General features: G+C 61.6%; 14 protein-coding genes and 1 pseudogene. 5 read left to right on the top strand and 10 right to left on the bottom strand.

Going from position 1 to position 19,121, the window contains the following annotated elements:
- Positions 1-10 precede the first annotated feature (10 nt).
- The 8 genes and pseudogenes from J3P92_RS12865 to J3P92_RS12830 all read right to left on the bottom strand — a co-directional run bounded on the left by J3P92_RS12865 (position 11) and on the right by J3P92_RS12830 (position 10,358).
- Positions 11-1,333 carry an NTP/NDP exchange transporter gene (locus J3P92_RS12865; RefSeq protein ID WP_434647342.1) on the bottom strand — a complete coding sequence of 441 codons (1,323 nt, stop codon included), beginning with the start codon at positions 1,331-1,333 and terminating at the stop codon, positions 11-13.
- Between the two features lie 70 nt (positions 1,334-1,403).
- Positions 1,404-2,459: an SDR family oxidoreductase gene (locus J3P92_RS12860; protein WP_434647339.1), complete on the bottom strand. Its 1,056-nt coding sequence runs from the start codon at positions 2,457-2,459 to the stop codon at positions 1,404-1,406.
- Between the two features lie 41 nt (positions 2,460-2,500).
- Entirely contained in the window at positions 2,501-2,761 is a 261-nt protein-coding gene (locus tag J3P92_RS12855; protein ID WP_434564033.1) for a DUF2790 domain-containing protein, read from the bottom strand.
- Positions 2,762-4,377: 1,616 nt separating this feature from the next.
- On the bottom strand, positions 4,378-5,751 hold the full coding sequence (locus J3P92_RS12850) for a heavy metal sensor histidine kinase (RefSeq protein WP_434651073.1): 1,374 nt from the start codon (positions 5,749-5,751) through the stop codon (positions 4,378-4,380).
- Complete coding sequence (locus J3P92_RS12845; RefSeq protein WP_420763975.1) at positions 5,751-6,455, bottom strand: heavy metal response regulator transcription factor; 705 nt, start codon at positions 6,453-6,455, stop codon at positions 5,751-5,753. Before J3P92_RS12845 ends, J3P92_RS12850 begins: the two co-directional genes overlap by 1 nt.
- Before the next feature lie 114 nt (positions 6,456-6,569).
- A pseudogene (locus J3P92_RS12840) lies at positions 6,570-7,824 on the bottom strand (OprD family porin).
- Between the two features lie 91 nt (positions 7,825-7,915).
- The gene (locus J3P92_RS12835) at positions 7,916-9,220 is read right to left on the bottom strand and encodes a CitMHS family transporter (RefSeq protein WP_420763976.1); all 1,305 of its coding nucleotides are present in this window, start codon (positions 9,218-9,220) and stop codon (positions 7,916-7,918) included.
- 55 nt (positions 9,221-9,275) lie between these two features.
- A complete protein-coding gene (locus J3P92_RS12830) occupies positions 9,276-10,358 on the bottom strand; it encodes a 4-oxalomesaconate tautomerase (RefSeq protein WP_434564030.1) in 1,083 nt (360 codons plus the stop codon).
- Positions 10,359-10,516: 158 nt separating this feature from the next.
- Here J3P92_RS12830 and J3P92_RS12825 point away from each other — a divergent pair, with 158 nt between their 5' ends.
- Positions 10,517-11,407, top strand: a complete 891-nt coding sequence (locus tag J3P92_RS12825; RefSeq protein ID WP_039588554.1) for a LysR family transcriptional regulator — start codon at positions 10,517-10,519, stop codon at positions 11,405-11,407.
- 138 nt (positions 11,408-11,545) lie between these two features.
- Here the strand turns inward: J3P92_RS12825 and J3P92_RS12820 are convergent, their stop codons facing one another.
- Together J3P92_RS12820 and J3P92_RS12815 are read right to left on the bottom strand one after the other, a co-directional pair.
- Positions 11,546-14,650: an efflux RND transporter permease subunit gene (locus tag J3P92_RS12820; RefSeq protein ID WP_434651070.1), complete on the bottom strand. Its 3,105-nt coding sequence runs from the start codon at positions 14,648-14,650 to the stop codon at positions 11,546-11,548.
- Positions 14,647-15,786, bottom strand: a complete 1,140-nt coding sequence (locus tag J3P92_RS12815) for an efflux RND transporter periplasmic adaptor subunit (RefSeq protein WP_434651068.1) — start codon at positions 15,784-15,786, stop codon at positions 14,647-14,649. Before J3P92_RS12815 ends, J3P92_RS12820 begins: the two co-directional genes overlap by 4 nt.
- A 209-nt stretch (positions 15,787-15,995) precedes the next feature.
- Here J3P92_RS12815 and J3P92_RS12810 point away from each other — a divergent pair, with 209 nt between their 5' ends.
- From J3P92_RS12810 to J3P92_RS12795, 4 genes are read left to right on the top strand one after another with little or no spacing between them, the layout of a single operon-like run.
- A complete protein-coding gene (locus J3P92_RS12810; protein WP_434651066.1) occupies positions 15,996-16,799 on the top strand; it encodes a MipA/OmpV family protein in 804 nt (267 codons plus the stop codon).
- Positions 16,799-17,485: a response regulator transcription factor gene (locus J3P92_RS12805; RefSeq protein WP_434651064.1), complete on the top strand. Its 687-nt coding sequence runs from the start codon at positions 16,799-16,801 to the stop codon at positions 17,483-17,485. Before J3P92_RS12810 ends, J3P92_RS12805 begins: the two co-directional genes overlap by 1 nt.
- Complete coding sequence (locus tag J3P92_RS12800; protein ID WP_434651062.1) at positions 17,454-18,863, top strand: sensor histidine kinase; 1,410 nt, start codon at positions 17,454-17,456, stop codon at positions 18,861-18,863. Before J3P92_RS12805 ends, J3P92_RS12800 begins: the two co-directional genes overlap by 32 nt.
- Positions 18,860-19,018: a hypothetical protein gene (locus J3P92_RS12795; RefSeq protein WP_434564024.1), complete on the top strand. Its 159-nt coding sequence runs from the start codon at positions 18,860-18,862 to the stop codon at positions 19,016-19,018. Before J3P92_RS12800 ends, J3P92_RS12795 begins: the two co-directional genes overlap by 4 nt.
- Positions 19,019-19,121: the final 103 nt, after the last annotated feature.

Genomic DNA, 19,121 nt, shown 5'->3' with positions numbered 1-19,121 from the left:
TGCACAGGCGTCATGCCCTGGCCGAAATGGCCGCCAGGCGCAGTTCCCTTGATGCGGCGTAATCCGCCTGTCGCCCCAGTTGCCAGCCCAGGTAACCCCACAGTAACGCGCAACACGCACCCACCATCGCCGCCACCCCTGCCCCTTGGCCCAGCTGGTCGAGCAGGCTCTTGGCCCAGCCGCTCATGGCGTCGCCGGCGCGATAGACCACGGTGTCGATGAAGTTCTTGGCCGTGTATTTACTTTCAGCATCCAGCGGTGCGAAGAGCATCTCCCGGCCCGGCCGCACGAATGCGTATTCGCCGATGCGTCGCACAATCATCAGGGTCGCCAGCAGCGCAAACCCAGGCGCCAGGGCCAGGCCCAGGAAGCCGATGCACATCAGCAACGGGACGATAGCCAGCAACGCGCGCACGCCAAGCTTCGGTGCGATTCTGCCGGTGATGAATAGCTGGGACAGCAACGCACCGGCCTGCACGATGATGTCGATGGTGCTGAAGATGCGAACTTGCGAGGCGCGGTCCGGATAGTGTTCGGCCACCAGACGCGCTTGCTCGAAATAGAGAAACGTACTGACCGTCGCCAACAACACCACGAAACCGGCGATGCCCAACAAGTAAGGCGAGCGAAGCACGGCAACCATCCCACTCAACGGATTGCCGGCCAACGGCTGTCGGGGGCTTTGCGTGGGCGCAGCACCGGGCCGCCCCGCCCCACCTTCTTCACGCCAGTTCATCAAGGTCCGTTTCAACACCAGCGTCGCACCGAGCAACACCGCCGCCAACAGCATCAAGCCTGACGCACCCACGATGTCGATAAGCAAAGCGCTCAGGGCCGGCCCCAACAGGCCGCCGACACTGGCGCCGGCGGCGATGAACGCGAACAAGCGCTTGGCCTGCTCGCTGTCGAATACATCCGCCATCAAGCTCCAGGCCACCGACACGACGAACAGGTTGTAAACCGATATCCAGACATAAAACACCCGGGCCAGCCAGACGCTGTCCGGTTGGAATTGAAAGAACTCGACGAACATCAACAGGTTAATGCCGAAAAAGCCGTAGACCCAGTCGATCAGACGCAATCGCGGCACCCGGGAACTGAGCCAGGCGAACAGCGGAACGGCCGCGAGCATGACCAGGAAGGTCGCGGTAAACAGCCATTGCAAGTTCTCGACGCCTGCTGCAATGCCCATCGATTCGCGGATCGGACGCAGCATGAAGTAACCGGTAAACAGGCAAAGAAACAGCAGGAACCCGCACAGCGCCGGACGCAGCTCGCCGTCGCGGGCGTTGAGGGCGAGACTCAGCCGATGCAAGTAAGAAGTCGTACTCATGAAAACTCCAGAGGGAGGCGGCAGCAGGCTAGAGAGCAGGCGCGAGACGGACACTCGCGCCATGACCGGTTCAGCGATAGGTAACGCCGGTCAGACGTTCGGAGGCGGCCCAGAGCCGTTCGGCGTCCGCTTCGTTGGTCGCGGCTGGCGGTGTCTTGGCGAACCCCAGCGGGCCGCGTTTTTCCTCATCGCCCGTCGGGCCGTAGTAGGCACCGCCAACGGCCTGCTCGGCGGTGGCCCCGTAGAGCGTGGGCAGCGCACCTTGCGCCGCGGAATGGTACGCATCGCGGTCCTTCGCCCAGCGCTGGCCGAACACGCTATTGACGCCCGGGCCGCGGGCGATCAGTTCGGTGACGGCCACGCCGGGATGGGCGGCAATGCTGCGGATACCCCATTTTTGCGCGTCACTACGCCGTTGTAATTCGAACGACCACTGGAGCACAGCCAGTTTCGACTGGGCATAGGCTGCATAAGGGTCGTATTTCTCCTCGGACTGCAAGTCATCGAGATTCACCGCGCCGCGCGTGGCCGCGATGCTGGAAAGGCTTACCACTCGCGCGTCGTCGCTTTGGCGCAGAAGCGGAACCAGCAGGCCAGTCAGCGCGAAGTGCCCCAGGTAATTGGTCGCCAGCTGAAGCTCAAAGCCATCGGCGGAGGTGCCCCGCTCGGGCGGGGCCATGATGGCGGCGTTGTTGATCAGCACGTCGAGGCGCGGCAATCGCTGGTTGAGCCGCTCGGCCAGGCCGCGCACCGATGACAGGTTGGCCAGGTCGACGGGCTCGAACTGCAACTTGGCGTCGGGTACGGCCTGGCGGATACGCTTGATGGCCTCCGCGCCCCGCTCCGGGTTACGCGCCGCGATAATCACTTCGGCGCCGGCGCGCGCCAACGCCAGCGCATCTTCGTAGCCCATGCCGCTGGTGCCGCCGGTCACCAGCACGATCCGGCCCTTCTGGGAGGGCATGTCACGGGTCGACCAGTCGGGTTTCGGCGCGGCACGATCCGATGCTTCAAGACTCATCGCACTGAGGAGCGCGACGCCGGCCGTCAACGTACGGGCCAGCCTCATGAGCTTGCTGATGTTGTATGAAAAGGCAACGGCGGGGGTGATCGTTCTATTCCACATGATTGAGTTCCTTGATTGGGTGGCAACCGGCGCGACCGGGCTTACTGAATGGCGCAGGCGTCAGTCTGCTGAAGGAAACTGACGTGCCGGATCTGTCCTTGGGTGTCTACGTAGGTCATCTTTGCCTGCGCGACCTCGCATACGGCTGATTTCGGCTCCTCGATACGCAGGGCCTGGGCAACGTCCAGCGGCATGCCGTATTCATAAGCCGGAATAGGGGTTTGCTCTTTGGCAAACAGAGGCGAACCGCTCAACGTGATCACTGCCAGCAGACTTGCGACCGACAAGGTTTGAATGTTCATGGTGGACTCCACTGTCCTGACCGGGATGGTGGTTGAACTTTAAGAGCGGGACGCTGACGTCAAGGTGACCGGTGCCTGTCAGGAACATGTCAAACGCCAATGCGATGGAGGTGCTTCAGTTGATGAAGATGCTGAATGTGCCGGCGTCTTCGCGAGCAAGCTCGCTCCCACAGGGGGGGTTGTGTTGCCCTTGGGATTCAAGTCAGCCGCAAATCCAGCGTGGGAGCGAGCCTGCTCGCGATGGCGGTGCTTCAGTTGAGGAAGATGCTGAATGTGCCGGCGTCTTCGCGAGCAAGCTCGCTCCCACAGGGGGGGTTGTGTTGCCCTTGGGATTCAAGTCAGCCGCAAATCCAGCGTGGGAGCGAGCCTGCTCGCGATGGCGGTGCTTCAGTTGAGGAAGATGCTGAATGTGCCGGCGTCTTCGCGAGCAGGCTCGCTCCCACAGGGGGTTGGGTTGCCCTTGGGATTCAAGTCAGCCGCAGATTCAATGTGGGAGCGAGCCTGCTCGCGATGGCGGTGCTTCAGTTGATGAAGATGCTGAATGTGCCGGCGTCTTCGCGAGCAGGCTCGCTCCCACAGGGGGGGTGTGTTGCCCTCGGGATTCAAGTCAGCCGCAGATCCAATGTGGGAGCGAGCCTGCTCGCGATGGCGGTGCTTCAGTTGATGAAGATGCTGAATGTGCCGGCGTCTTCGCGAGCAAGCTCGCTCCCACGGGGTTTGTGTTGCCCTCAAGATTCAAGTCACCCGCAGATCCAATGTGGGAGCGAGCCTGCTCGCGATGGCGGTGCTTCAGTTGAGGAAGATGCTGAATGTGCCGGCATCTTCGCGAGCAGGCTCGCTCCCACAGGGGGGTTGTGTTGCCCTCGGGATTCAAGTCAGCCGCAGATTCAATGTGGGAGCGAGCCTGCTCGCGATGGCGTTGCTTCAGTTGATGAAGATGCTGAATGTGCCGGCATCTTCGCGAGCAGGCTCGCTCCCACAGGGGTTGGGTTGCCCTTGGGATTCAAGTCAGCCGCGAATCCGGTGTGGGAGCGAGCCTGCTCGCGATGGCGGTGCTTCAGTTGATGAAGATGCCGAATGTGCCGGCATCTTCGCGAGCAAGCTCGCTCCCACGGGGTTTGTGTTGCCCTCAAGATTCAAGTCACCCGCAGATCCAATGTGGGAGCGAGCCTGCTCGCGATGGCGGTGCTTCAGTTGAGGAAGATGCTGAATGTGCCGGCATCTTCGCGAGCAGGCTCGCTCCCACAGGGGGGTTGTGTTGCCCTCGGGATTCAAGTCAGCCGCAGATTCAATGTGGGAGCGAGCCTGCTCGCGATGGCGGTGCTTCAGTTGATGAAGATGCTGAATGTGCCGGCATCTTCGCGAGCAGGCTCGCTCCCACAGGGGTTGGGTTGCCCTTGGGATTCAAGTCAGCCGCGAATCCGGTGTGGGAGCGAGCCTGCTCGCGATGGCGGTGCTTCAGTTGATGAAGATGCCGAATGTGCCGGCATCTTCGCGAGCAGGCTCGCTCCCACGGGGTTTGTGTTGCCCTTGGGATTCAAGTCAGCCGCAAATCCAGTGTGGGAGCGAGCTTGCTCGCGATGGCTGTATCACGGGCAACGGGGACTGAAGGCGGACTAACGCGCTGCCTGGCTTGTCAACGAGAACCCGAAGGTATTGAGCCCGTCCTTGCTGTGGGCGAACACGCGACCGCCGTGCATGGAGGCCACCGCCCGTACGATGGAAAGCCCCAAGCCATGATGCGCGTCACTGCGGGCCCGGGCGGCGTCGGCCCGGTAGAAGCGCTCGAACAGATGCTGCAGGTGGACGTTATCAATCGGCTCCCCAGCATTGGACACGCTCACCTCGGCCTGCATGCCATGGCTGACCAGGCTTACCGTGATCGTGCTGGTCGGTACCGCGTATCGCGCAGCATTCTGGATCAGGTTGGCCAGGGAACGGTGGAACAGACGTCGGTCGATGCACACCCGCATGTCGCCTTGAATCACCACGCTCAACTGCTTGTCGTGCAAGACCGGCTCCAGGTAGTCCACTGTCTTGGACGCCTCTTCATAGAGCGAGACATCGCTTAGCTCCGTGGCTCGCTGCCCGCTTTCGGCACCCGCCAGGAACAGCATGTCATTGACGATGGTGCCCATCCGCTCCAGCTCTTCGAGGTTCGATTGCAGCAAGTCTTGAAGCTCATTCACGTCCCGGCCGTGGGCCAGGGCGACCTGGGTCTGGCCGATCAGGTTGGTCAAGGGCGTGCGCAATTCATGGGCGACATTGGCATTGAACCCTTCGAGCTGGCACCAGGCGGCCTCCTGGCGAGCCAGGGCGCCGTTGAACGACACCGCCAGCTCCTGCAACTCACCAGGCAACGCCTCGGTGTCCAGCCGTTGCTTGGAATCCCCCGGCGGCAGGCTGTTGGCCTGGCGGCTCAGGCGCCGGACCGGTCCCAGGCCAAAACGCGCGATCCAATACCCCAGCAGCGCGACCAGCACGACACCCAACGCGGACGTTACGATCAACGTCTTGGTGAAATTATTCAGGGTCTTCATGAACGGCGTCGAATCGAGCCCCACGATAAAACGCACCTCCGGCCGGCTGCCCATGGCCGCGATGGTTTCGATCATCAGCACCATGGGGCGATCCCGGTCAGGGATGGCGACCGTGGAAAACCCATCCGGACGCTTTGACCAATCCTGGCCGTCCGGCATCGCCCCGCCATAGCTGTAGGCCGGGTTATCGACCAGGACCCAGTAACGCACGCGCTCATCGGTGGGTGTCAGGCCGTCGAGCTTCTGCCGCAGCCCCACCCAGAATTCCGGTGAGTCATATTTGGCGAGCACCGGATCGAGAACCGAATGCCGCAGGATCAGCTCGTTCTGCATCTGGTCTTCGAGCGATTGCTTCAAGGAACAGCGCAGCAGCGTTGCGCTGACCGCGGTGATAAGCATGACCGCGAGGGCAAACATCAGGGCGAGCCGCTTGGAGATCGATCCTTTCATCACACCATCCCAACGTGCCTGTCGTCCGCTTCACGACTTTCCAATACATAGCCCATTCCGCGCACGGTATGCAGCAATTTGCGTGGATATGGCGCATCCACCTTGGCGCGCACACGCTTGATCGCGACCTCCACCACGTTGGCATCGCTGTCGAAATTCATGTCCCAGACCTGCTCGGCAATCATCAATTTGGAAAGAATCTCCCCCTGGTGTCGCGCCAGCAGGCTCAACAGGCAGAACTCCTTCGCCGTGAGGTCCAGCCGCAAACCGGCCCGGGTGACCTTGCGAGCTTGCAGGTCGACTTCCAGGTCGTCGATGCGCAGATGCGTGGGATCGGCCGCGTCATCGGCGCGACGGCGGATCAACGCCTGGACGCGCGCCACCAGCTCGGCAAACGAAAAGGGCTTGCCCAGGTAGTCGTCAGCACCCTCGCGCAACCCCCGGACGCGATCATCCACCGTGCCCCTGGCCGACAACATGATCACCGGGGTTTTTTTGTGCAGGCGCAGGCCCTGCAACACGGCATAGCCGTCCTTGCCCGGCAACATGACATCGAGGATGACCACGTCGTACTCAAGCTCCAGGGCGTAGTGCAAGCCATCGATGCCGTTCGTCGCGACATCGACAATGTAGCCGAGCTCGCTCAAGCCGCGGTGGACATAGGAGGAGGTTTTTTCTTCGTCCTCGACGATCAGCAAACGCATCTGGTGACTCCTCTACGAAAGCGGGGCAACCAGAAGAGTCTAGACGCAGAAGGTGTCCGGAGGCTGACGGCTTGCTGACATTCTTGTCAGAAAGCCCCCCCGCGAACCCAGACCCTACCAAAGCGCGACGTCATAAGTGACGTAGACACGGTTGCTATCGCGTCCCCGTGAAAAGTCGGAGCGATAGACATAGTTACGCAATTTGACACCCAACCCCTTCAACTTACCTTGCTGCACAATGTAAGCGACTTCGGCGTCGCGCTCCCACTCGTTCACGACGCTGTTGGATTTGCCATCGGCGCCACTGAGGTAGCGGCTGGAAAACGTCAGGCCGGGCACGCCTAGGCGAGCGAAATCGTAGCCGTAGCCGAGCATCCAGGTCTTTTCATCTTCCTCGATGAACTTGCCGATCCCAACGTTGCTGAAGGAATAGACCGTGGCGCCGCTGATGTATGGCAAGCCCCCTTCCCCGCTGAGCTTCTGGTAACCGGCACTGAACGTGTGGCCGAGGGCAACGTACGACAGCGAGCCGCTGAACATGTCATTGTCGACTTTACCGCTATGGGCCAAGCCCGAATCGGCACTGTTGAAGTAGCGCAGGTCGCTGGTGAGCACGCCGGGACCGAGCTGTAGGTCATGTTGGACACCGGCGAAGTTCTGCCGGTAGAAGTTTTCCAGTTCGCCATAGAAATAGCTCAAGCGAATGTTCTTTCCCAGCTTGTAGTCGGCGCCGGCATAAATGAAGTCGCCTGACTCGTTGCCACTGTAGCCGTCGGGCACGATCGGCATGCTGTCGCTTGAATCGCGCAGTTTGAATCGTTCCAGCCGCCCACCCGTCAGGGTGAGGTTGTCGATGTCGTTGCTGCTGACCTGCCCCCCCCTGATAGGTCTGGGGCAGCAGCCTCGCGTCGTTGTAGATCAGTACTGGGTTCTTGGGCAGCAGCGTGCCGTATTTGAACGTGGTTTTTGCCAGTCGGGCCTTGGCGGTCATCCCCGCGCTGGCGAACTCTTCTGCGGCACGACCGTCGTCATGGACCGGTAGCAAGCCAGTGCCGCTACGACCGCGCCCCGAATCAAGCCTGAATCCGAGCAGGCCCAGGGCATCGACGCCGAAACCAACCGTGCCTGACGTGTAGCCTGACTGATAATCCCACAGCAAGCCCTGAGCCCATTCGGTGCGCTCGCTTTTGGCGGTCCGCGCCGCTCGCGCACTCATGCCATGTTCATCGCGAAAGTTCTCGTTGAAGTAAACATTGCGCAACTGCAATTTGAGCTTGCTGTCGTCGACGAATCCCTCTGCACTGGCGTTGGCCAACGGCAGCAGACCAAGGATCGGAAACAGAACCCCGCGAATCAGGTAAATACTCATGTCGAGTGTCTCGTTGTTGTTATTTGGCGCGCAGGCCGGCGCACTCCCCATGCGGGGAGCGTCAGGCAAGGACTAAAGGGTGTCGGGTGAATCAGGAGAACAGCGTCAGCGCCCCGGTCAGAAGCGCCAGCGCCGTTATTACGATTGAGGTGAGCACCGCCCATTTGATGGTGGCTTTCTGGAAATCGCCCAGGTCGCGATCGACCATGCCCACCAGCAACAAGGTCGAGGCCACCAATGGGCTCATCAGGTGCACCGGCTGACCGAGGATGGACGCCCGAGCTATTTCGACCGGGTGAATCCCGTAGGCGGCAGCGGCGTTAGCCAGGATAGGCACGACCCCAAAGTAATAGGCATCGTTGGACAATACGAACGTCAGCGGCATGCTGGTAATTGCCACCACCAGGGGGAACAAATGGCCCCAGGAAGGCGGAATCCAGTCGACCAGCGTTTGCGCCAGGGCATCGACCATTTTCGTTCCGGAGAAAATTCCGGCGAAAATACCCGCCGCGAACACCAGCAGGACCACGGTCATGGCGTTACCCGAGTGGGCGAGAATGCGCTCTTTCTGGATGTCCAGCTGCGGATAGTTGATCACCAGCGCCAGGACGAAACCGATCAGGAACAGGATCGCCGAGTGCATGAGGCCCATCACCAGCGCGACCATGACTGCGACGACCAACAGCAAATTGACATAGGCCAGTTTCGGACGCTTGTGCGGCGTGTCCTCCAGGATGGCCTTGATATAGCAATCGCCGCCTCCGCTCTGTAGTTGAATGTTGCCGATACGCTTGCGCTCGGCACGACCCAGCAGGAACGCGGTGAACACCACCCACATCGCGCCACCGATCATAGTCGGCAACAAAGGCACGAAGTACTCGCCGGCATCCAGGCCGAGTGCCGCGATGGCCCGGGTCGCCGGCCCGCCCCAAGGCGTCATGCCGCTCATGATGCTCAGCGAAAGCATCGCGACGGTCGCCAGGATCATCGGATTCATGCCGATGCGCTTGTACAGTGGCAGCATCGCGGCGCAGGTAATCATGTAGGTCGTCGTGCCGTCACCGTCCAGTGCAACGAGAAGCGACAGCAGTGCGGTGCCCACGGCGATTTTCATCGGGTCGCCATTGACCCGCTTGAGGATCTTGCGGATCAGCGGGTCGAACAGGCCCGCGTCGATCATCAGACCGAAAAAAAGAATCGCGAACAACAGCAGTGCCGCCGACGGTGCAACCATCTTCAGCCCATCCAGCATCATCTTGCCAGTGGTCCCACCGAAGCCGCCGATCACCGCGAAGACTATCGGCACGATCGTCAGGGCGACGATCGGCGACAGCCGTTTGGTCATTATCAGAAAGGTGAAGACCACCACCATGGCCAAGCCAAGTAAAGCGAGCATAAGTCAGTTCTCTTGTTGTTATGAGTCGCAGATGCAATGACAAAGTCTGCCCGGGTCATCCGGCCAGGCGTTGGGGAACCGTGGCGTAGACAAAACCTGAAAAAAGCCTGCGGGCGGTACGGACCACCGAGGCGCGGATGGTCTCACCCTTTTCGCCGGTGTAGGACAACACGACATCGATACCGCCACTGGGGTGCTCGATGCGCACCCGCTGAAGGCGTGGTTCGCTGACGCCGCCAAGCAGGTTGGCCGCGACACTGCCGTCGGTCACGCAGGCCGTCGCCAGCCCGATAGAACCGGTAATCGCCAAGGCGCGATGACAGCTATGCGGCATGAAGTAGCGCACCTGGATCGTCCCGCCGCACGTGGCCGTCGAGACCAGCACTGGCTTGGGAATCACTTTGTCGCTGACGTCGCCCAGGCCCATCGCCAGGCCGGCCTTCAAGCGCAAGGACTCCAAACGCTGCAAGAACGCCGTATCGCCATCAAGCTCGGCGGGGCTTTCGTCGCCACGCTTGCCGAGCTGGCCGGCCTCGACAATCAGCATCGGCATGGCCATGTCGATGCAAGTCACCGGGATGCCATCGATCAAGTCGACGGATTGCCCCGTGGGGAAGAGTTTTCCGGTCTTGCTGCCGGCTGCGTCGAGAAAGGTCAGTTGCACCGGAGCGGCCGTGCCCGGCACACCGTCGATGGCAGTGTCGCCTTCGTAGCTGACCTTGCCCTGCGGTGTCTGGACCTCGGCATTGACGAAGGTTCCGGTATTGAGGTTGCGGATCCGCACGCGGGTCAGGTCGCCTGTGGCCTTGACCAGCCCTTGCTCAATTGCGAACGGGCCGACGGCACAGAGCATGTTGCCGCAGTTGGGTGCAGTGTCGACCCGGCGCTGGGAAACCATGACCTGGACAAACAGGTAATCCACGTCGGCTTCAGGGTGCAGCGATGGGCTGACGATCGCCACCTTGCTGGTTTGTGGACTACCACCCCCGATGCCGTCGATCTCCAGCTCATGGCCAGAACCCATCAGGTTGAGCAGCAACTCGTCACGTTCGGGAATCGTTGCCGGCAAATCCCAGGCGAGAAAAACCGGACCTTTGGAAGTGCCGCCGCGCATGAGTACACAAGGAATTCGTTGCATGACCACTAACTCTTGTTGATCAATCTGGATAATTGATGCTCTGTGCACAAGAGTGGCAGGGTTTAAAAAGTGTTTCCAATGCAAAGATCGGAGTTATTATTGCGTTTCACAAAAGAATCATTTTGGAGTTCCTTGGAACCTGGTAGCGAGAAAAATTGATGGAATATGAACTTCAGGACATCCGATCTTTCGTTAAGATCGCCGAACTTGGCAGTTTCCATGAAGCCGCCGATGCACTGCACCTATCCCAGCCCGCCCTCAGCCGACGGATGAAAAAGCTTGAGGAAGGATTAGGCACCGCCTTGCTCGACCGCACGACGCGAAAGGTCAGCCTGACCAGCGTTGGACGTGATTTCCTGCCTAAGGCGCGGCGCTTGTTGGATGATTTTGACGATTCCATTCTCAATATCCGCGAATTGGCCGAGCGGCAGATCGGCCGAGTGACCTTGGCCTGCATCCCGACGGCGGCGTTCTATTTTCTGCCCTCGGTGATCCGGCTTTATAACGAACGCTACCCGAAGATCCGCATACGCCTGCTCGATCTCAGTGCCAACGAAGGATTGGAGGCTGTACTGCGTGGCGAAGCTGACTTCGGCATCAACATGATGAGTGGCCAGCACCCGGACATCGAGTTCGTGCCCCTGGTCAACGAACCCTTTGTGCTGGCCTGCCGACGAGACCATGAGCTCGCTGGCCGCAGTGCGGTCACCTGGTCGGAGCTCAGCGACTATCGGCTGATCGGTGTCGGTCGCTTGAGTGGCAACCGCATGCTGCTTGACCACGCCTTGTCAGGCCTGAGCTGGCGTCCGCAGTGGTTCTACGAAGTGCAGCACCTGTCCACATCCTTGGGCTTGGTCGAGGCTGGCCTCGGCGTGTCGGCGATGCCCAGCCTGGCGATGCCGGCGGTCGATCATCCGACGCTGGTCAGCGTACCGCTGATCGAGCCGGTGGTGAATCGGTCGCTGGGCCTGGTTTATCGACGCGGTGCCTCCCTTTCCCCCGCTGCGGAAAAGTTCGTCTCGATCCTGCTGGAGCAGTGGCCACAGTAGAGGCCAACGCTATGCACCGGCCAATCGATGCCATACTCGCTCACCACAACGCTTGGTCGAGAACAAGGCGCCAGGACGCTGACGCATTGTTTCTCAGAGCGCCTTGTCCCTGTCGCGCAACAGGGGCTTGGGTCGGCTTCATGAGTGCTCTGAGTGCCCCCCCACCGTTTCATTACCCGTGATGACACGCATACGCACATATATTCCCTGCGCGCCGTCGTCTACCAAGGAAAACACCACGGGAATGACCAGCAGGCTCAGCACTGTCGAAGTGATAAGCCCGCCAATCAACACGATGGCCATCGGCGCGCGGAAGCTCGGGTCAGCCCCCCAACCGAGTGCGATGGGCATCATGCCGGCGCCCATGGCGATTGTCGTCATGACAATGGGCCGCGCACGCTTGCCGCAGGCATCGATGATCGCTTCAGAGCGCGTCAGTCCGTGGTCTCGGCGCGCGAGGAGGATGTAGTCGATCAGCAGGATCGAATTCTTCGTGGCAATCCCCATTAGCATAATGAGCCCAATCATCGACGGCATCGACAATGTCGAGCCGGTGACGAACAGCGCAAGGAAGGCGCCTGGCACCGAGAGCACCAGGGCGGCGAGAATGGTCAGCGGTTGCAGGAAGTCCTTCAGTAACAGGACCAGGACCATATAGATGCACAACACCCCGGTCAGCATCGCCACGCCGAATCCCGAAGCAAGCTCCCCCATGGCTTCGGCATCTCCCACCGAAGTGCGCACCAGGCCGGGCGGCAGTGCTTGCAGGCTCGGCAAGGCAAGCACTGCCTGTTCAATGTCGCCCAATGGCTGGCCGTTTGTCTCGATTTCGATGTTGACGTTGCGCATGCGGTCGAAACGTTCGATCTGCGCCGGGCCGCTGGCGATCTCCAGCGACGCGACATTTTCCAGCGGCACCGGACCACGGGCGCCGGGCACCGGCAGGCGCTTGAGCGTCTCGAAATCCTGACGAGCGGCGTCGGTCAAGCGCACGACAACAGGCACTTGCCGTTCACTGAAATTGAGTTTGGCGAGGGCCTGGTCGTAGTCACCCAAGGTGGCGACGCGCAGGGTGTCGGCGATAGCTGCGGAAGTCACGCCAAGGTCGGCCGCCCTGGCGAAATCGGGTCGCACCAGCAGTTCGGGGCGTTTCAGGCTCGCGGTCGAAATCACCGCGCCCACGCCAGGCACGCCGCGCAGTTCGCGCTCCACCAGCTGCGCATGCCGGGTGAGCAAGGCGCCGTCTTCGCCAGCGAGCACCAGCACGTAGTTCTCCGACTCGCCCATGCCCACCTTCACCCGCGTTGCGGGCAGTATCGCGAGGGCTTCGCGCAATTGTTTCTCGATCTGTTGCTTACTCAGTCCGGGTCGATCGTTGCGGTGCGTCAGGTTAAGTGTCAGCACCGCCGTGCGGACATTTTTGACGTTGCCGCCCGCTCCTATAGGGTCGGTGCCGGCATTGCCGTCCCCGACGGCGGTGTAGACCTTATTCACCTGGGGGTTGTGCCGGACTATCCCCCGCGCCTGCTCGGCCAGCACCAGGGTGTCGCCCAGTCTGCTACCCGGCGCAAGCGTGAGGGTGACCTGGGTTTGCCAGTCGTCATCGGGCGGCATGAAGGTGCCCGGCAACGCTGCCGCGAGCATCAACCCGCCGACAAAAAAAATCGCTGCGCCAACAGCGGTCACGGCTCGATGACGCAGGCACCAGCGGGCCCAGGACAAGTAGTGCGTCACCCATCCGGCCACCCTGGGCTCGGGTTTTTTCGGGGCGCGCATCAGGTAGGCCGCCATCATGGGCGTCAGCAGGCGCGCTACAACGAGAGAGAAAAATACCGCCGTGGCCGCCGTCCAGCCGAACTGGACGAAAAACTTGCCGACCGTGCCGCTCATGAACGCGGTGGGCAGAAACACCGCAATCAACGTAAACGCCGTGGCGACCACCGCGAGGCCGATCTCCTCAGAGGCATCCATGGCCGCCTGGTAGGGTTTCTTGCCCATCTGCAAGTGACGCCCGATGTTTTCCACTTCGACAATGGCGTCGTCCACCAGCACACCGACCACCAGCGACAGCGACAGCAGCGTAACGGTGTTGATCGTGAACCCCATCCAGTGCATCACCGCGAATGTCGGTATCGCCGACAGCGGCAGCGCGACAGCCGAGACGAAGGTCGCTCGCCAATCCGGCAAGAACAGGAACACCACCAGCACCGCCAGTGCCGCGCCCTCGTAGAGCAGGTGCAGGGAACCCTGGTAATTTTCGATCACCGGCTCGACGAAACTGAACGCCTGGTTGAACGTGATTCCAGGATGTCGGTTCTTGAGCCGCTCAAGGGCGGCGCGTACACCTTCATCGACCTCGATTTCCCCGGCCCCTTTTGCCCGTACGATTTCGAACGCGACCACCGGCTCGCCGTCCAGCAGCGCCGCCGAACGTCGCTCGCCAACGGTATCGGATACCGTCGCGACCTGGTCGAGCCGCACTCGTCTGCCGTCACTCAAGGTCACGTCCAGCATCGCGACTTCATCGGCCGACCGTACCGTGGCAAGCGTACGCACCGTTTGCTCGATGCCACCCAGATCCACGCGCCCGCCGGAGGCCTCTTGCTGGATCTGGCGAAGTTGACGAGAAATATCCAGCGCCGTGGTATTCAAGGCCAACAGACGTGCCGGGTCCAGATCGATGCGGATTTCCCTCGTCACCCCACCGACACGCTCGACTGCGCCCACGCCAGGGACAGCCAGCAAGGCCTTGCTGAGGGTGTTGTCGACGAACCATGACAGCGCCTCTTCGTCCAGGCCCGCGGCCGACACCGTATAGGTCAGGATCGGCGTGCCAGCAACCTCGATCTTGCTGATCACCGGGTCGCGCAGGTCGGCGGGCAGGTCTGCCCGGACCCTGGAAACCGCATCACGAACGTCATCGAGCGCTTCCTGGGTGGGTTTGCCGAGGCGGAACTCAACCGTGATATCGGCGTTGCCGTCGGTCAAGGTGCTCTGGATATGCTTGACGCCCTGCACGGTGGCGAGAGAATCCTCGATCTTGCGGGCCACATCGTTTTCCAGCTGGACCGGCGAAGCACCCGGCAGCTCGGCTGAGATAGCGACCATGGGCAGGTCGATGTCGGGAAAGTTCTGCACCTTCATCTTCCAGAAGGCCATCGCGCCGGCAAATGTCAGCAGGATGAACAACAGCACCGAAGGCGTCGGGTTGCGGATCGACCAGGACGACACGTTAAGGCTCATTGCGCGCTCCCGCTGGTGAGATTGTGTATCGGTTGGGTGCGCCCCTGGACGACGCGGACAAGGTCACCTTCAGCGAGAAAACCGCCTCCGGCTTCGATCACGGCGGCGGTGCTGTCGATGCCAGCGGTGATCTCGATTCGATCGCCGACGCGGCGCCCTACTGTCACCTTGGCCTGGGCCACTTGGAACGCCGCGCCGACCTGCAAGACGTAACTGAAGCCGTCGTGCTGCAGCACGGCAGTTTGCGGCAGCGTCGCCATCCGCTCGGCCCCGACGTCGAACTCGCCACGGGCAAACATCCCGGCACGCGCCGCCGTGTCGGCGGGCAGGTCGACATACACCAGGCCATTGCGGGTCTGCATGTCCACCGTGGGCGCAACCCTGCGCACCCTGCCCTCGATCGCCGCGCCGTTGACCGGCACCACACGCGCAAGCTGGCCGGGATGGAATTTCGCGAGATCCGCTGCCGCGACCTCGGCGCGCCATTCGAGCCGGCTCTCGCGGATCAGGCGAAACAGCTCCTGGCCGGCGGGTAATACGGCGCCCACCGTGGCACTGCGCGCCGATATCACTCCGTTGTCGGGCGCCAGGACGCGGGTCTGGGCCAGGCGCAGGTGCTGCAATCGTTCGGCGGCCTCGCCCGCCTCAAGCCTTGCCTGCGCCGTGCGTTCGGCTGTCACATGTTGATGGACCTGCTGCTGCGAAAGCGCCCCGCTCGACTGCAACTGCCGGGCACGCCGCGCGATGGCCCGGGCTTCGGCCAGGGCCGAGTGTGCTTCGGCGGTGGCCGCGCGACGTTGCGCGAGTTCGGCGGCCACCGTATCGGAGCTGAACGTTGCAAGCACCTGGCCACGTCGCACCACATCGCCAACGTTCACCATGACCTCGGCCAACCGCAAGCCATCGGCCTCGGTGCCGACGCTCGCTTCCTGCCACGCCATGATGTTGCCATTGGCCTGGATGCGCACCGGCAGCATGGCCGATTCAAGCCGGGTGACGGCCACGGTCAGTGCCGGTCTGGGGTGATGTTCAGAACCGGGCGGTCGCGGGTCCGGCGACAGGCCCATCATCACCAATGCAACGGTGCAGGCGATGGTCGCGACAAACAGAACGACGTGGCGGGTTTTTCTTTTCATGGGGATCGGATTCCTGCGCAGGGTTCGCATCGCTCGCGGGTGCCGATACATCCACATGGCGCGATTGCTCGAGACGGCCACTATCCAACAGGCAGTCTTTCGCAACACTTACCGGCAAAAGGCGGTTAGCCATGCCGAACCGTAAGTGTTCAGTAAGAAGAAGTTCTCAACGATAGGCATGCATTCATCCCACCGATCCGGAGACTTCCATGCGCGCCTTGACCTTATCGAAACCTTACCTTGCGATCCGGCTGACCATCGCCAGCTCCGCGCTTGTGCTGGGCGTGTGCTCACCGATCGCGGCCAGTGCCGACGAGTCTGAAGGCTCCGCTTGGGGCCTCGGCGTGGGTGCAGCCAGCAGCCAACAGCCCTACAAAGGCATCGACCGTGACAGCGAGGTCTTGCCGCTGATCTATTTTGAAAACGAATATGTGCGCGTCTTTGGCCCAACCGCCGAGATCAAATTGCCGAGCCTGGACATCAGCGACACCCAGCAACTCGAATTCAGCCTCGTCGGTGAGTACGATTTCAGTGGCTATGATGACGATGACGCCCGCATCCTGGACGGGATGAGCGACCGCAAGGGCGGCTTTTGGGCGGGGGCCAAGGTGAAGTGGCGCAACGACCTGGCCGATGTCAGCGCCGAGTGGTTGGGCGACGTTTCGAGCAACAGCAAGGGCCAGCGCTTCACCCTGGGCCTGGAACGGTCCTGGAATTTCGGCGAGCACATCAGGCTCACGCCACGGCTGGCCGCCATCTGGCAGGACGACAACTACGTCGATTACTACTTCGGCGTCCGGGAAAATGAAGCTCGCGCCGATCGGGCAGCCTATGATGGCAAGTCCGGCATGAACACCGAAATCGGCTTACGTGGAAACTATATGTTCGATGATCATCACTCCGTGTTTCTGGACCTCAAGGCCACGAGCCTGTCCGATGAAATCAAGGACAGCCCGCTGGTAGATCGATCTACCGAAAACAGCGCGCTGTTCGGCTACCTGTACCGTTTCTGATGAGCCGCATACTGCTGGTCGAAGACCATGAGCGTCTGGCGCAACTGGTGTGCAAGGGTTTGTCGAGCGCAGGCATCGCCGTCGACGTCATCAGCCGCATCGATGCGGCATGGGCGGCCATCCAACAGGTGCCCTACCAGGCGTTGATTCTCGACCGGGGTTTGCCGGATGGCGATGGGCTGCTACTGCTCGAACGCTTGCGCAACGCCGGGTTGGGCGTGCCCTGCCTGGTGCTGACGGCCCGCGACGCGCTGCATGACCGGATCGAAGGCCTGGACGCCGGGGCCGATGACTACCTGCCCAAGCCATTCGCCATGGACGAAATGGTCGCACGCGTGCGGGCCTTGTTGCGCCGTCCCGTGGAGCGCCGCGCCTTGGCGCCGTCACACGGCGACCTCAGCGTGCAACCCGACGCAGGGGTCATGTGCAGCGTCAAAGGCAGCGTTCCACTGGCGCCGGCGGAAATGCAGATCATGTTGTTGTTACTGCGCAAGCCCGGTGAAATCGTCCGTCGCAGCGCCATCGAGGCGGCTGCGTGGGGCTTGAGCGAAGCCGTGACGCCAAACGCCCTCGACGTGGCCTTGCATCGTATTCGCCGCAAGCTCCTGGCGATCGGCTCCCACCAACGGATAGTCAACTTGAGAGGCCTGGGCTATGCCCTTCGTCAAGACGACCTGGCGCAATAGCATCAGTTTCAAGGTCCTGCTCGCCTACGTCGCCGGCGTGGGCTTGAGTATCTTGCTGATTGCGCTGGGCGCTGTCGCGCTCATTACGTCCAGGAGCGATATCCTCCTGACCACCGACGTCGCCGAACGCACCCATGAACTCGCCGGCAAGCTGATGTTCGACGCTGCGGGCCATCCTACCGGCTTCGATGACAGCGAAGGTGATCGCGTCTGGACCTTCAAGAGCCTGGGGGCGGAAATCGGCTATCGCGTGCTGGACTCGCAGGCAAACGTCGTCCTGGCCTCCACCGACGAGGCATTCTGGTCGCCGGTCGCCAAATCACCGCCTTCGGACCAAGGGCGCTTCAAGTTCGAGCGTGAGGGCATGCTGATGTACGCCGCCACCGCCCCGGTGGAGCGCGACGGCACGATCTGGTATCTGCAATTCGCCGTCAGCGAACGACTGATGGAACTGCTTCATCAGGGTTTCGCCTGGCCTTTCATGGGGGCCGGTATCGTCCTGTTCAGCCTGGTGCTGCTTTTTGTCTTCGGCGCTTGCGCCTATTTCACGCTGGGGTATGCGCTCAAGCCACTGCGCGAAGTCTCGGAATCGGCGGCGGCCATTTCCCCTCGATCCTTGCATTCACGCCTGGACAGCAAAACCGTGCCGTCGGAAGTCGCGCCACTGGTCAGCAGCTTCAACAGCGCCCTTGAACGCCTGGAACAGGGATACCGTGTGCAGCAGGAGTTCCTCGCGACCGCGGCCCATGAACTGAAGACGCCACTGGCGCTGATCCGCGCGCAAATCGAATTGATGGCTCCAGACAAGACCCGCGACTCGCTGCTCAATGACGTCGAGCACATGACACGCCAGGTTCAACAATTACTGCTGCTGGCCGAGACCAGCGAGGCCCATAACTACAGCTTTGCCGCCGTGAACGTCGGGGAAGTGGTGCAGCAAGCCGCAGACTACCTGCAACGCATGGCCGACGCCGCGCGGGTCGGCATCGTCCTTACAGGGCATACGGCCACGCAAACGCCTTGGCAGGCCGACCGCAGCGCCCTGTTCACGCTGCTGAAAAACCTGCTGGAAAACGCCATCCAGCACGCGCCTGAAGGCACGCAGGTGCGGGTGCAATGTACCGCCGACAAGTTAACCGTGCGCGACTGGGGCCCCGGCGTGGAGCAAGCGCAACTGCCCCACATATTCACTCGTTTCTGGCGCGGCGCCCATCGGCGCGATCACGGCGCGGGACTGGGGCTGACCATCTGCCAGGAGATCGCTCGCGCACACGGGTGGACACTGGTTGCGCACAGGGCGGAACCGGGTTTGGCGTTTTGTTTGTCCCCGCCTGTCACCGATTCACCGAGTATAAATAGCAGTCAGGAGAGTTCATGAAAATCCATCGTCTGTTTTTCGCATGCGCGTTAGTACCGGGTCTCTTTGCTGGTGGCTGGGCATCGGCGCAAAGCTTCCCTTCCACGGCCGTGGTCCGTATCGCGCAACTTGAGATCGACATTTCAAGCTTTACGTCGAGCAAACCAAGTCGATGATCCGCTCGCGACGGCTGATCGAGACGACGCCGGTGCAACTGAGTTCGAAGTGACAACGTCGCGACTTGGTTCGTTACGCTGGGCCCGAACTGACATCCAAGCC

Origin of the sequence: Pseudomonas sp. D3-27 (assembly GCF_051132165.1) — a bacterium.
GTDB lineage: Bacteria > Pseudomonadota > Gammaproteobacteria > Pseudomonadales > Pseudomonadaceae > Aquipseudomonas.
This window is presented reverse-complemented; position numbering and strand designations above follow the sequence as displayed.